Genomic DNA, 13,619 nt, shown 5'->3' with positions numbered 1-13,619 from the left:
TCTTTATTTTTTTGAATGGTTGTACATTTCTCGACAAAAAGCCATTGGTTCGCTGCAACTGCGTTTGTGTAACGGCCAGTGACGGTAACGCGATCAACGAGAACACAAGACAAGGATCGACAGGACTCGCCGGGAAAGGACAGTCGTTTGTCATGCTGTTGCACAGAAGCAGCTTTCGTCGTTTTCACGCAACCGTATGGTATTTTTCAAGAAAGAGTGAAAAGCTGGGGGGCGATGATGAATGACGGCACGTAAGCGAGTAAGCGACGAAGAGCTTTCACAAATCATTGCAACCCTTCAAAAGCGGCTCTGCGAGCTTGTCAAACAAAAAGGAGTGCTGACGGATGGCGCGGTGGTGCAGGTCAGCCAGGAACTCGACCAGTACATCGTGGAAAGTCAGCGAAGAAAACGAAAATCGTGAGGAAGGAGATTTACCCTCCACGCAGCGATTCGTCTCGGACAGGCACCTAACACCGTGGTGGATGTACCCCCGTTTCCACCCATAGAATAATCAAGCATATAATTCTTATGTATATTGTATCATTGATTGGGGAAACCGGGAAGCGGAACTGCGTTTTCGCCCCCGTTCAGACCAAGGTGGAAGTCGCGCTTTTCACAACCCAGTACAGGATGGCATAGTTAAGCGCAGCCAGTATGATCCATATAAAAATTTCCAAGTTGCCTCCTCCTCTTTCCTGATTTTTCCATGAACGTGTTTCTCCCATATCTTCTCGCAGGAATACAGGGTTTCCTTCTCCGGCACAAAGTCCCCTCCCTTGAGAGCTTGAGAGAAAAAATCCCCCAACGCCAGGCGAGGGGGAAAACCAAAGGTTATGAAAAATTATTAGTTATACGGTAATAAAAATGAGAGTATCCATCAACAAGTAGATTGTGGAAGATCCAATCGCTTCAGCCGAGACTGGCCGGCGCGCCCATACAGCATGGGGGTCGCAACGATTTGACCTGCCGGATGTTCTTCCGCTTTTCCGGGATGAAGGTTTGACCGGCGCAGCCTGGATCAACGGTCAGGATTGTTATACGCCGGCCAAACGTGGAACAACAGGAAATCCTTTACATTCCCACGCCCAAAGTATATAATCCCTATAAAATTACTTTGTTTTGAGGGGTGAGATCTTGGCACAGTCTTCGACATTGTTGAAGGTTTCTGCGTCAGGCAAATGGGAATCGGGCGTAAAGACGACGAATTTCGTACGGAATTTTCCCTCTTTTCAGACGGATGAGCCCGTCGAATTAGGCGGAACAGACGCAGGGCCCAATCCCTTGGAGTTTGTCGCGGCCGCACTGAATGGATGCAACGGCGTAATGATTCCCCTTGTCGCGAACGAACTGAACTTCTCGTTTTCGGCCATCGACTTTGAAACGTCGGGGATTATTGACATTCGGGGGTTGCTGGGTGAAGAAGGGGTATCTCCCCATTTTCAAAAGGTTCGCTTCCACGTGAACATCCAAACGGACGAAAGGGAAGAACGGGTGCATGAACTTCAAAAAGAGGTAGAGCGCAGGTGCCCCGTTTTTAATCTGTTGGCTGACGCTGGTGTGCAGCTCGAGGTCAAGTGGAACAAAGTCAATCGGTAAAGAAAAAGGAACCCGACTCGCTTCAAAGCAGTCGGGTTCTTTCCATGTTTGCTTGTTGCAGGGTTTATGGTAACAGGATTTTGTGAATACTTTTGAACAGACCGGTAAATTTGCAACCGTTGATAAATTATTTCCGCTCATCGATCATTCAATGAGAACACACGTTTCGTTATCGTACTGTTCGTTCCTGTACACAAAAGGAGCAGATGATCAGTGGTACATTCCACTCAAAAAATCACGACGTTTTTTATGTTCTCGGGCAAGGCGGAAGAGGCCATGAATTTTTACACCTCGTTATGTGACCAGTCAGAGATCACGAGTGTGGTGCATCATGAAGACGGAAAAGTGCTGCATACTTCCTTCACGTTAAAAGGCCAACCGTTGATGTGCATCGATAATCAAACCGGGGTTCATCATGCCTTTACTCCTGCCATGTCCCTGTTTGTCACCTGTGAGTCAGCAGAAGAAATTGATCGACTATTCGAGAAATTATCGCAAGACGGCAAAGTATTAATGCCGTTAGCTCCTTCTCCCGTCAGCGAAAAGTTCGGGTGGGTGGAAGAAAAATTCGGTGTGTCGTGGCAGGTACCCCTTCCCAAACACTAATACAAGAAAGAAGGGGCGAAGATGCTTGTCAATCGTATCTTCGCCCCTTCTTTCTATTTTGTCTGTACGAACCGCTCTCAAGGCGCTCCCCATCGTGAGGCCGCAGACGGCTGCGGTCGCTCCTGCGGGTCTGGGAGTGTGGCGTCCGCTTCTCGGTGTCTGAAGGTGCTCTGTTGACACGTCCACTACCCCCTCCCGCTTCTCACACGGTAACGCTCTTCACCGCCTGGCTTTTTACGGGATTGGCCAGCACGCCGATCCCGGATATCTCAATCTCGATGCGATCCCCGTCTGCCAACGTAAACTCATCCGGCGGGACGATGCATGTGCCGGTCAAAAGCACGGTGCCGTCAAAAATCTGGTTGTCCCGCAGCAGATACGCGACCAGATCGTCGAACCTTCGCTTCAACTGCCCGGTACTTGCCGTTCCTTCCACCACCGTGGTTCCGTTTCGGCTGATGCGGCAGGTGATCTGGAAGGCGTACGGGTCTTCCACCGTTTCCGCCAGGCGTATCGCCGGGCCGATCGAGCAGGAGCCTCGCCACATTTTCGCCTGGGGCAGATAGAGCGGGTTTTCTCCCTCGATGTCGCGGCAGCTCATGTCGTTGCCGACCGTATATCCGAGGATTCTGCCGTCACTGGCGAGGACCAGGCCAAGTTCCGGCTCCGGAATCTGCCAGTTGGAATCGCTGCGCAGGTACAGTTCCCGATTGGGGCCGACCGTGCGGGCCGCGGTCGATTTAAAGAAAATCTCCGGCCGCTCCGCCTCGTACACTTTGTCGTAAAACGTCGTGACGCCCAGCTTTCCGCCAGTCGCCTCGTAGTTTCTCGCATCCCTGCTTCTCTCGTACGTCACTCCGCACGCCCAGACTTCCGGCGCTTCCAACGGTGCCAAGAGCGGCAGTTCTTCCATTCGCTGCGGAATCGGCTGCGAGCCGGCGATCGCTTCCTGGACCACGGCAAGCGGGGTGGTCCCGCGCTGATCCGCCTCCCTGACCAGGTCGAGAAAATCACGCTGCGGCAGCACATACACTCGGGAATCATCGGGAACGGCTGCAAGCGCCGGAACAGAGTCCCCCAACAAGAATCGAATAATCCGCATATGGTACCCTCCATTTGTTTTGTATGATAAAACCGAGTTTTAAAAGAAGCCGACACCCGAGGGTGCACTCCCCTGTCATGGATGACGTGAGGCAATGCCGTACCCCATCTGCTGCGACATTTCCTCTGCGGCCGGTTTCAGCATGCCGAGAAATTCCATCAGCGTTTGATCGTCTACGCGGGAGACCAGCGTGGAGATGCTGACGGCAGCCACCACATGCCCCTTGTGATTGCGGATGGGAACGGCAATGCAGCGAACTCCCGGCTCGTTTTCCTGATTGTCGACGGCGTAACCAGCCTGCCGCACCTTCTCCAGTTCCTGCCGAAAGGCCTGTTCATTCGTAATCGTATTTGGCGTCTGCGCCACGTACTGATAGCCGTCCAGGATGTTTTGCAGCTCTTCCTCCGACAAAAAGGCGACCAGCACCTTGCCGACCGCGCTGGAGTGTACGGGGATTCTCCTGCCGATGCGCGAGTACAAAATCGTCGCCATGGGGCCTTCCACCTTGTCGATATACACGCCCTCTTTGTCGTCCAGGATGACAAGATGAGTCGTTTGCCCGGTTTTCAGGGACAAGTCGACGAGATGTCTTTTCGCTATTTTCCGAATATCCAGACCATGGATGACAAAATTTCCTCGTTCAAACAGCTTCATCCCCAGCCGATATTTGCCGTTTTCCGGGTTTTGGTCAATGTAGCCGTGTGCCTGCAGCGTCTTCAACAGGGAATGAACCGTGCTCTTGTGCAACTGCATACGCTCGCTGATCTCGGTGATTTTCAGTTCGGTTTCCTGTTCGTCAAAGAGGTCGAGTATCTTCAGCGCACGTTCCACAGCTTGAATGATCGGCATTGTATCCACCCTTTACCCATGTGATTACGGAATGATGCTGGAGATATATTACCATAGAAACGGGACCTATGAACGAGACTCTTTACTTGGTTGTTCCGCAATCAACACGGGCGCGGCGAACGGCTTCCACAATCGTTCGGGCCGATTGTTCCACGACGGCAAAGTCACCGGCGGCAATCGCCCGGCGATCCAGCAGCTTTCCGCCAATGCCGACCGCTGCGGCTCCCGCTTCGATAAAAGCGGCGGCATTGTGCTCGTCAATTCCCCCGGTGGGAATGATCGGGATGTGCGGAAACGGCGCTTTGACGTCTTTCAGATACGGTACGCCGAGCGCGGCTGCGGGGAATACCTTGACCAAATCGGCCCCCCACTCCACGGCGGTGATCATCTCGGTCGGCGTCATCACGCCCGGAACGGCGATCTTTCCATAGCGCAACGCGGCACGAATCACGTCTTGATGCAGGCTGGGACTGAAGATGAAGTCCGCTCCGCTTTTGATCGCCATCACGGCGGATTCGCTGTCGATCACCGTTCCCGCTCCGACTATCGCGCGCCCCTGATAGCGGCGGCTGAGCGTGGCGATGGACGCGTACGCGCTCTCCGAATCCACCGTAATCTCAAGCGCCGTAACGCCTCCCCGCACCAGACTGTCCGCCACCTGTTCGATCCTGTCCTCCGGAATCCGGCGGATCACGGCGATCACACCGCTTTCCACCAATCGTTCCAGCAGCATGGTTTTCGGCAGCATGGTTGGCTCTCTCCCCTCCTTAACATGTTCGATGATTCATCGATGAATGTGCGGCTTCTCTTCCGCGATCTGCGACCAGAACGGATATCCTTCCACGTCTCCGACAACCGTCAGCGCGTAGGCTCCGACGCGGTTTCCCAGCCTGACCGCGTCCCGGTACGACCACCCTCTGATCAGTCCCGACAAAAAACCGGCGGCAAAACCGTCCCCGGCTCCGATCGGGTCCACGATCTGCCGGACGGGAAAGCCGTGGACGTACGCACGATCGTTCGCGGCCGCGTAGTAAGCCCCGCGCTCTCCCAGCTTCACCACCACGGCACCCGCCCCGTTTTGCAGCAATCGTTCGGCGATTTGCTCGGGAGCGTCTTCTCCCGTCAGGATCCGGCCTTCCTCCCATCCGGGCAGGACGATGTCGCATTGGCCGGCGATGTCCATCAGCACGTCCCGCGCTTCGTCAGCAGTCCACAGCTTCAGCCGGATGTTGGGGTCGAACACGACGGTTACCCGATGTCGTTTCGCCTTCTCAATCGCCTGGTACACCGTGTCCCTGCACGATGGGCTGAGCGCCGGGGTAATCCCGGTGACGTGCAGAAACTTCGCCCGGGCAATCAGCTCCTCGCTGACGTCCTCCGGTTGGAGACAACTGGCTGCCGATCCCCGGCGGTAATAGTACACGGTGGGCTCCCGCGCGGTTTGCCGCTCTTTGAAAAAGACGGCCGTCGGGTGTTTGGCGTCGAACACGACGTGGGATGTGTCTACACCTTCACCGCGAAGAAAATTGCGGATGTACAGCCCGAACTCGTCGTCGCCGAGACGGCTCACCCAGCTTACCTGATGACCCAATCGCGCCAAGCCGATCGCCACGTTGGACTCGGCGCCGCCGATGGTTTTCTCGAATTGGGACGCGTAGCGGAGCGGTCCCACCGAGACCGGGGTAAACAGCACCATCGTCTCGCCAAAGGTGACTACGTCCATACGCGCTCTCCTTTGACCGGTACGGCAGGAACGGCCAATCCGGCGGCCCCTTTTTCGGAGGTTTTCAAATCGGGCGCGTACCGCTGAATGATGTCCAGACCGATGCGGGCGCGGCGTACCCGCTCTTTGCACAAGCTGATCGACGTTTGTTCCAAATGGGTGCCGGAGGGGTAAATGTTGGGCGAGTTGCGCAGGCCGAATTTGATGTAGACGGGAGCCGCCACCCGGATGATTTCCGGGATGTCGTATTGGCGGATAAACCCGCCCATGTCGTCCGGCGCTTCCACGTAGATATCAATCGGGATGTCGACGGCTTGCCGAATCGCCGCCAGGCGCGGCAGCGAAAGGTCGGTCGGTACGTTGTACGTGCCGGCGCCGATTTGTTCCATCAGCCGGATCGATACGGGATTCGCCTGCCCCATCTGAACGGAAATTTTTACGAGCAGGTCGGCGGGCAGCTCGCCCATTTTCTTGAACTCGTTGACCAGCCACAACAGCCCCTCGTCCGCCACCAGAATGCTGCGGATTCCCGCCTGGCAGGCCCGCTTGATGTCTTCGATCGAATAAACCAGTTGATCCATCCCCTGTACCCGCAGTCCGGCAATTTTTCCCGCGCTGGCCCAGGTCATCGGCGTAATGTCCCAGGTGCCGCGCGGGCCGACAAACAGGCTCACCTCCAGGTTTTCCCGACGACCGATGGCCGCCATCTGCTCAAGCTCGCGATCGGTCAGGAGCATGATGCCGCTGCCCTGCGAGATTCGGTGAATTGTCACCCCGTACGTTTCACACGCTTCCAGTACCGCTTCAAAAGAGGCGGGCCCTTCCACGCTGGGAATTTCCACGCGGTACTGCGCTCCGTCCGGAAATGTTTTCGCAGAGCTGGGCAGATCGTGACAATCGCCTGCCGGAAAGCCCAATTTCTCGATCACCGCACGAGTTTGTTTCAACTCTGCCTCCACCCTTTCTCTTCTATTTCTTCCGTGTTCCATAGGTGACGTCCGCGGTGTAGTCCAGGACGGCTTCCTCAAAAACGCTGAGCGGAACCACGCCGTGTGCCGCGTCGGTGTGGCCCGTCATGCGATTGCTGGCCGCCACCTGCCTTTGCCGCGTCCGGATGGTGGCAAGCCGCCTGTCGGCCAGTGCCGCCCGTTCCGCTTTGACCTCCTCAAAGGAAAACTGGAGTCTGCCGCTGCAAAATGCCGCTTGATTGACAAAGTGGATCTGCCGGTCACGCAGATTAAGGTACAGGAGATCTCCCGTCTCCAGGTACAGGATGCCTCCGCCCAGGCTGGCTTCCGGGGTCATGTGCCCGATCGCCGCTCCGTAGGTGACCCCGGAATAGCGTCCGTCGCTGATCAGCGTGGCCAGACGTTTCAGGTTGCGGTTGGCGTTGATGTGCTGCATCGGCGTGAACATCTCGGGCATCCCGAACGCAACCGGCCCCTGCCCGGAGATGACGACGGCGATTTTCAGCACCCCCTCCTCCACCATTCGGTCAAACAGCGCGTCGTAGTCGAGCGCCTGCCAGTCTTCCAAGCGGTGAGGCGCATTGTGTCGGAGCACGGCCCGCAGGTTTTCCTCCGCGAAGCGTTTCGCTCGCTTCACCGTTTCCAGCAAATGCGAATCCAGCAGGCTGCGGTTGGCGTCATCCTCGTTCTCGTAATAGAGGACAAAGGCTACTTTCTTGTCAAACTCGTCGAGCTGGGCCGTCGTCATGCCGCTGATTTTCACGACGGCCGATTCAAAAAAGTTGCCGGTGAGCACATCCACCCCGCTGAACGGACGGCGCGGTCGGGAGAGAATGATCGGATTGTCCTTGACGTGTTCCGCCGACAGGCGCGCCTGGTCGGCCAGCCGTTCACGCCACGTCGTTCCCGTCACCGTAGGCGCATCCACGTCCATCGGCACGCCGTTTTGCATCAGCTCGTAAAACAGCGTCTCCATCCCGCGGATGCTGCCGCTGCAGCACTGCACCGCCAGGGCGAAAATGTCGCGCCCCTGCGTCAAACTGTAATCAAACAGGTCGGGAACGGGATGTTCGTGGTGAATCCGGTCCAGATCCCACAGGCTGAACCTGTAGCCGCCGTACAGCATGGCCGCTACCAGGTGCATCATCAGGTTGGTCGATCCGCCCGACGCGCTGTGGATCCGGATCGCGTTTTTGATGTTGGCCGCCATCAGATTGGCCACGCCAAACACCGGGTTGTTGATCATCAGGGCGAGGCTGTCCACGACCTGGTTTACCTGCTCCTGACTGGGCGGAGCGGTCAACAGCTCCACGGCCGGATGAACCAATCCCAGGCCGGCGACGAGATGGCGGGAGCTGTTGCCCGTGCCGTTGAAGGCGCAGACCCCGCCTTTTCCGTCACACGTGGCCACAGCCAGCCGCTTTTCGTACTCCTTGTGCGCCGCCCTGCTGATGATCCCCCTATCCACTGCGCGTTCCAGCACGCCTTGAAACGCGGTGTTGGAGGAACACTGCAAAATGTAGGCCATCGCATCGCGCAAATCGTGCGCGATGTCGGGCGCTCCCCGCTCTTCCGCCGCTGCGGCCACCTGCTCCAATTCGGCATGCAGCTCGGCCGGGATCGTGCCCCCCTGCAGGACGTGCGCAGGCGCGAAGGTGGCAAAGAACGGCGCCTCTCCGCGGTAGCGGCGAATCCGGTCGAGATGGGCCAGCGCACTGACCACTCCAAGCGGCTGTTTATCGCAGCCCTGGATGACGAACGCCCCGTGGTAGCTGTGCGCCTCGATCTGGTTGACCACCATCTGGGCAACCGCGTTGCGGCTTTGCAGCGAATAGCTCATACCTTGATTGCTCTGCGCGGTGCCGTCGCACATCACCGGCGTGGAAAAGGCAAACGGCACGCCGCCGTTTTGCCAGATGCGGATGGCTGCGCGGGCGGTCGTCACACTATCCATGATGTGGGCCGGATGGTCTGGAGAACCGCCGATGATCGCAATGCGGGGCGCGTTTTCCTCCAGGCGGTTGTAGATTTCCTCCAGCGTCCAGTCCGGGGCCGGCCCGTCATAGGCGGAACCGAGAATTTGTTTCGAGCGGTCGAGCAGTCCCGCGACGCAAATCGGTTCGTTCGCTTTTCCTTGCACATTGTCCCGATAGGGGTTGGTTTGATTGTGGATCGGCGGAAATCGACGAGACATGGAATGGACCCCCTCCTTGCGATATGCGAATCGTTCTACCATTCGGCCACACTGCCGTCTTCATGGCGCCACACGGGGTTTTTCCAGTTGTGCCCCCTGCGCGCCGCTTCTTCCACCTTTTCCTCGTTGATGTCGACCCCCAAACCGGGGCCGCGGGGAATCTCCACATAGCCGTCCTTGTACGTAAACACGCTCGGATCAAGCAGATAGTCGAGTAGATCGCTTCCCCGGTTGTAGTGGATTCCCAGGCTTTGCTCCTGAATGACAGCGTTTGGCGTACAAGCGTCCACCTGCAGCGAAGCAGCCAGAGCGATGGGACCGAGCGGGCAGTGCGGCGCGACGGCTACGTCAAACGCTTCCGCCATCGCGGCGATCTTTTTCACCTCGAGGATGCCGCCGGCGTGGGACAGATCGGGTTGGATGATGTCCACGCAGCCGTCCAGCAGCAGCTGCTTGAATCCCCAGCGGGTGTATTGGCGTTCGCCTGTGGCGATCGGAATGGTGGTGTGGCGGGCGATTTCGCGAAGTGCTTCGTTGTTCTCCGGCAGCACCGGTTCCTCCAAAAACATCGGACGGTACGGCTCCAGTTCCTTGGCCAGCACTTTCGCCATCGCCTTGTGGACGCGGCCGTGGAAGTCGATGCCGATGCCCACGTCCCTGCCGACCGCTTCCCGTACGGCGGCGATGCGGTCAACAACCGCCTCCACCTTGGAAAAGGAATCGATGTAGTTCATTTCCTCGGTGGCGTTCATCTTGACCGCGGTATATCCCGCTTCCACTTTTTCCTTTGCCGCTGCCGCCACGTCGCGGGGACGGTCTCCGCCGATCCACGAGTAGACGCGTATCTTGTCACGTGCGGCCCCGCCGAGCATCTGATAGACGGGCATGTTGTAGTACTTTCCGGCGATGTCCCACAGCGCCTGCTCGATCCCGGAGATGGCGCTGGTCAGGATCGGACCGCCTCGATAAAAGCCTCCTCGGTACAGCGTCTGCCAGTGGTCTTCGATCCGCAGCGGCGATTGGCCGATCAGGTAGTCGCTCAGCTCGCGGACGCACGCTTCCACCGTGCCCGCCCTGCCTTCCACAATCGGCTCCCCCCAGCCCGCGATTCCTTCGTCGGTTTCCACCTTCAGAAACAGCCATCGGGGTTCCACCCGATACAGCTTGAAGGCCGTGATCTTCAATCCGTTCACCTGCTTTCATGGATAATGGCCCGAAAAGTCCATCGGCAGCGGCTCGGTCACGATCTCGATATCGTCCCGCTGCCTCGCCTCGTGCAGCAGACTTTCGGAAATCCAGATGTCCTTCAGATGCAGCGTATTTTTGATGCGGACCAGCCGGACACGGGTCAAGTCAAAGGCGTTGCACGTTTTGATCGCCGCTTTGACTGCCAGCTCTCCGGTATCGAGAAACATCGGCAGTTTGACCGTCCCGACAACGGTGCTGGTCAAGGCGTTGGCGTACCCTTTTTCCCAGTCGATCGACTCAAACACGTCTCGCGTGGTGATGTCGGCCAGCCCGATCCCGTTGGCGTTGCCGTGCGTTTTTTCGGTCAGGCGGAGTACGACCGTTCGCACCGCCTCCACGCCGCCGCTGGCATACGGCGTGCCATAACGGCCGGTGATGTTCGGGTCCATCCCGTCCCCGGAAATGTCCTTCCCGATCTCGTCGACCACCAGCACATCCAGCGGCGTAAAGGCGATTTTCGGCATCAGCGCCTTTGCCTCCACCAACAGCTTCGGTTCCTCATCCACCAGCTTTTCCGCCGGGATGGCCACGATTTTCGCCGGACGGTCGTAGGCGTTCTCGATCGTACCGACGCCGAAGACGATCGGCGCCCTGGCGATCACCATTTTGGCCATCTCCAGCACGTGCTCGGCCATGTACTTGAAGCTGTAGGCGTGCGCGGCCTCCGCTCCCTTTTGCTTGCCGAGACCGATCGTGATCATTTTCAGCAAACCGCTCTCCACCGGGCCGCGAAACGCGGTGTGCGGCTTGATCCGGTTGATCACCACGATCTTATCCGCCTGATACGCGTGCTTGTCGGTGTAGACCGGCAGGCCGTTCGGCAGTCTGCCCACTTCCACCACGTCCATGCTGGAGACGATCGGGGCCCCGACAAACGCTTCCGTGACGCCGAGGGATTCCAGCACCTCCCGTTGTCCCTCCGCCGTTGCTCCCCCGTGGCTGCCCATCGCGGGGACGAGAAACGGTTGACCGCCGACTGCCGCGATCGCCCTCACCACTTCCCTGGCAATCGTGGGGATGTCCGCCACGCCTCTGCTCCCGACGGCAATGGCCACCCGATCCCCCGGAGCAATCCGCGGCAGCACACCCGCTTCCGCGATCGCCCGGCGAACCGCAGACGCCACATCGTCAATCTCCGGCGCGTGAAAGTGCTGCCGAACCTTCACCATCCGGGGAAGCGGGATATCGCGGAGCAGCTCTTCCAAGATCCCCATGGCCGTTCCCCCTTTACTGTCTCGCCTTTTCTACCTGGTCGTACATCTCCTTGACGAGATCCTCGCCAAATTCCTTCGCGAACTTGTCGATCACCGGCTTGATGATCGCCTGCATGTTCGCCCGCTCTTCCTCGGACACCTCATTGACCTCCATGCCGGCGTTCTTCAGCTCTTCCAACGCCTTCCGGTTTTCCGCCCGGTTCAACTCGCGCTGGTAGATGCCCGCCTCGACGGCCGCTTCCTTCAAAATCTGCTGCTCTTCCGGGGACAGCTTATCCCAGAACTTCTTGCTCACGAGGAAGACAAACGGCGTATACACGTGCTTCGTCACGCTTAGATACTGCTGCACTTCGTTGAATTTGCTCGTCTTGATCGTTGCCAGCGGATTTTCCTGACCGTCCACGGTTTTGCTCTCCAACGCGCTAAATACTTCCGAGAACGCCATCGGCGTGGGGTTGGCGCCCAGCGCCTGGAACGCTTCGAGGTGAACCTGGTTCTGCATCGTGCGAATCTTCAGACCCTTGAAGTCTTCCGCTTTCACAACCGGATGCTTGCTGTTGGTCAGATTGCGAAACCCGTTTTCCCAATAGCCCAATCCGATCAGGTTGTGTTCCGGCAGTTTCTCCAGCAGTTTTTGGCCGAGCGGACCGTCCAGCACCGCGTCCGCCTCCTTCTCGTCGTGAAACACAAACGGAAAGTCAAAAATCCCGAATTCCTTGATCATGCCTACCAGCGGCGACGTGGACGGAATCGTAATCTCCTGCAGTCCGCCCTGCAGCGCCTCCGTCATTTTTTTGTCGTCGCCGAGCTGCGCGTCGTAAAAGGACTGCACCTTCAGCTTTCCGCCGCTCTTCTGGCTGACGAGCTCGGCGAATTTCTTCAATCCTTTCCCTTCCGGATGATCCTGGTTCAATCCGATCCCCGCTTTGATGGTCCGCTCCTGAATCCAGCTGGCCGCCGGTTGTACAGAGGAGGCGGAACTGCCTCCGCCGCACCCGGCCAACAGCAGCAGCGCCGGCACGGTACAGCAGATGACCGCGTGTTTCATCCATGTTTTCATTCACACATGTCCCCTTTCTTTCTGATCCATCGCTTACACATAGGCCGCATAGCGGTTCTGCGGACAGCTCTCTTTCAAGCGGACCTTCTCTTTTACCTGCGTGTTGACCAGGTATTTCGGATACTCTCCGTGCAGCAGAACATCGACGACCCCCATCGCTGCCTTCGTCCTCATTTCCGCGGCAGCTTCCTCCGAATACCAGGCGACATGCGGGGTGAGAATCACCTGTTCCATCGTCAGCAGGGGATTGTCCGGGGAGATCGGCTCCCGCTCGACCACGTCAAGAGCGGCTCCGGCAATCCGGCCTGTGCGCAGGGCTTCGATCAGCGCGCGTTCGTCAATTACCGGCCCGCGCGACGTGTTGATCACGACCGCGCCCGGTTTCATGGCGTCAAACTGCTCGCTGCCCACCATTCCTTCCGTCGCTTGGGTCAGCGGCGCATGGACGGAGATGAAATCGGCCTCCCGGCACAGCTCGTCAAGGGAGACGAGCTGCACTCCCTTTTCCTGCGCCAGCGCTTCCGGCACGAACGGATCGTGGGCGATCACGCGCAGCCCGAGCGGCTTCACTTTCTCGGCCAGCGCCTGCGGAATCTTTCCGAACCCGATCAAGCCGAGCACTTTGCCGCGCAGACGGGTGATCGGCTGCGTCACCTTGAAATCCCAGACGCCGCTTTTTACATGGTGATTGGCGACAACAACCTTGCGCGTCCAGGCGAGCAGCAAGGCAAGGGCGTGATCGGCCACTTCGTCCATGCAGTAATCGGGCACGTTGGCCACACAGATTCCTTTTTTCGTCGCCGCCTCGAGATCAACCGTGTTGACCCCCACGCCGTACCGGGTGATCACCCGGCATTTCTCCAGGCTGTCGATCACCTTTCTCGTGATCGGCGCGTACTGGTTGATCAGCGCGTCAGCATCGCGGCATGCCGCGATCACCTCTTCCTCCGTGCGGCACTGCGCCGGCACCAGCTCGATCCGCTCGCGGTCCAGCACCTGTTCCTCATACCGCAAATCGGCGTACTCCCAATCGGTCACGACGACTTTCCACTTTTGCAT

General features: G+C 58.1%; 14 protein-coding genes. 3 read left to right on the top strand and 11 right to left on the bottom strand.

Going from position 1 to position 13,619, the window contains the following annotated elements; genetic code table 11:
• Positions 1-241: 241 nt before the first annotated feature.
• Positions 242-421, top strand: coding sequence for an aspartyl-phosphate phosphatase Spo0E family protein (locus A6764_RS10510; RefSeq protein WP_035289391.1), 180 nt, complete (start codon positions 242-244; stop codon positions 419-421).
• A 488-nt stretch (positions 422-909) separates the two neighbouring features.
• On the opposite strand, the gene A6764_RS22410 is transcribed toward A6764_RS10510, so the two are convergent.
• Positions 910-1,029: a hypothetical protein gene (locus tag A6764_RS22410; protein ID WP_413541989.1), complete on the bottom strand. Its 120-nt coding sequence runs from the start codon at positions 1,027-1,029 to the stop codon at positions 910-912.
• Positions 1,030-1,134: 105 nt separating this feature from the next.
• Here A6764_RS22410 and A6764_RS10505 point away from each other — a divergent pair, with 105 nt between their 5' ends.
• Together A6764_RS10505 and A6764_RS10500 are read left to right on the top strand one after the other, a co-directional pair.
• On the top strand, positions 1,135-1,596 hold the full coding sequence (locus A6764_RS10505; protein WP_029098882.1) for an OsmC family protein: 462 nt from the start codon (positions 1,135-1,137) through the stop codon (positions 1,594-1,596).
• A gap of 213 nt (positions 1,597-1,809) precedes the next feature.
• The gene (locus tag A6764_RS10500) at positions 1,810-2,202 is read left to right on the top strand and encodes a VOC family protein (RefSeq protein ID WP_083989736.1); all 393 of its coding nucleotides are present in this window, start codon (positions 1,810-1,812) and stop codon (positions 2,200-2,202) included.
• Positions 2,203-2,404: 202 nt separating this feature from the next.
• Here the strand turns inward: A6764_RS10500 and A6764_RS10495 are convergent, their stop codons facing one another.
• From A6764_RS10495 to A6764_RS10450, 10 genes are all read right to left on the bottom strand, one after another.
• Positions 2,405-3,304 carry a fumarylacetoacetate hydrolase family protein gene (locus A6764_RS10495; RefSeq protein WP_065066565.1) on the bottom strand — a complete coding sequence of 300 codons (900 nt, stop codon included), beginning with the start codon at positions 3,302-3,304 and terminating at the stop codon, positions 2,405-2,407.
• 75 nt (positions 3,305-3,379) lie between these two features.
• Entirely contained in the window at positions 3,380-4,153 is a 774-nt protein-coding gene (locus tag A6764_RS10490) for an IclR family transcriptional regulator (RefSeq protein ID WP_029098879.1), read from the bottom strand.
• Between the two features lie 82 nt (positions 4,154-4,235).
• Positions 4,236-4,901: a bifunctional 4-hydroxy-2-oxoglutarate aldolase/2-dehydro-3-deoxy-phosphogluconate aldolase gene (locus A6764_RS10485; protein WP_051967898.1), complete on the bottom strand. Its 666-nt coding sequence runs from the start codon at positions 4,899-4,901 to the stop codon at positions 4,236-4,238.
• Between the two features lie 36 nt (positions 4,902-4,937).
• Positions 4,938-5,876 (bottom strand): sugar kinase, encoded by a 939-nt coding sequence (locus A6764_RS10480; RefSeq protein ID WP_035297273.1) that lies wholly within the window; start codon positions 5,874-5,876, stop codon positions 4,938-4,940.
• Entirely contained in the window at positions 5,867-6,823 is a 957-nt protein-coding gene (locus tag A6764_RS10475; protein ID WP_176703225.1) for a U32 family peptidase, read from the bottom strand. The genes A6764_RS10480 and A6764_RS10475 overlap by 10 nt, the downstream gene beginning before the upstream one ends.
• A gap of 22 nt (positions 6,824-6,845) precedes the next feature.
• Positions 6,846-9,038, bottom strand: a complete 2,193-nt coding sequence (locus A6764_RS10470) for a dihydroxy-acid dehydratase domain-containing protein (RefSeq protein ID WP_065066567.1) — start codon at positions 9,036-9,038, stop codon at positions 6,846-6,848.
• A 35-nt stretch (positions 9,039-9,073) separates the two neighbouring features.
• Positions 9,074-10,222 carry a galactonate dehydratase gene (gene dgoD / locus A6764_RS10465; protein WP_044898201.1) on the bottom strand — a complete coding sequence of 383 codons (1,149 nt, stop codon included), beginning with the start codon at positions 10,220-10,222 and terminating at the stop codon, positions 9,074-9,076.
• A 15-nt stretch (positions 10,223-10,237) separates the two neighbouring features.
• Entirely contained in the window at positions 10,238-11,500 is a 1,263-nt protein-coding gene (locus A6764_RS10460) for a nickel pincer cofactor-dependent isomerase, group 22 (RefSeq protein WP_065066568.1), read from the bottom strand.
• Positions 11,501-11,513: 13 nt separating this feature from the next.
• Positions 11,514-12,560 (bottom strand): TRAP transporter substrate-binding protein, encoded by a 1,047-nt coding sequence (locus A6764_RS10455; RefSeq protein ID WP_083989737.1) that lies wholly within the window; start codon positions 12,558-12,560, stop codon positions 11,514-11,516.
• A gap of 33 nt (positions 12,561-12,593) precedes the next feature.
• Complete coding sequence (locus tag A6764_RS10450) at positions 12,594-13,619, bottom strand: C-terminal binding protein (protein ID WP_065066569.1); 1,026 nt, start codon at positions 13,617-13,619, stop codon at positions 12,594-12,596.

It is taken from the genome of Brevibacillus sp. WF146 (assembly GCF_001673705.2).
GTDB classification, from domain to species: Bacteria; Bacillota; Bacilli; order Brevibacillales; family Brevibacillaceae; genus Brevibacillus; species Brevibacillus thermoruber.
Note: the sequence above shows the minus strand (reverse complement) of the source record. Positions and strands in the feature narration are given on the sequence as shown.